At 35.1% G+C, this 425-nt stretch carries 1 protein-coding gene; it reads right to left on the bottom strand.

The genetic code is table 11. The features are described 5' to 3' along the window. A partial coding sequence (locus tag CN288_RS28005; RefSeq protein ID WP_176527765.1) for a thiol-activated cytolysin family protein occupies window positions 1–425 on the bottom strand: 425 nt, incomplete at both ends.

The following is a 425-nucleotide window of genomic DNA, read 5'->3' as shown; positions in this document are numbered from 1 at the left end:
GTGCTTGTATATGAAATTGGGTATGCTGGATTTTTAGAACTTAATACTGCATTATCTTTAATGATATTTCGGATTTCATTAAAATCTTTTGTAACAACTTTGTTATGCTCTTTCGCATCTCCGCCTAATACTACAGCGGTAAAGGTACTGTCTTCAAAAATATCTTTGTACTGTCCACTCGCTTCAACGCTTTGATTCTTAATTAAGGCTTTAAAAGCAGCTTGTACATCTTTACTCTTAGATGATGTTTCTAATTTCACATAAACTGTTCTACCATAAGCTACATTTGATACCATAACAGGCGGAGCCGCCTTACTTACCCCTTTACGAGTTAACTCATCAAACGTAACACTATTATCAAAAAGGTCTGATGGATTGTTAGGTAGTTCTGCACTTACGGTATAAAATATTTGCTTATATGCCGC

It is taken from the genome of Bacillus sp. AFS023182, assembly GCF_002560575.1.
GTDB lineage: Bacteria > Bacillota > Bacilli > Bacillales > Bacillaceae_G > Bacillus_A > Bacillus_A arachidis.
The sequence above is the reverse complement of the archived record's forward strand: the minus strand, read 5'-3'. Positions and strand labels throughout refer to the sequence as shown.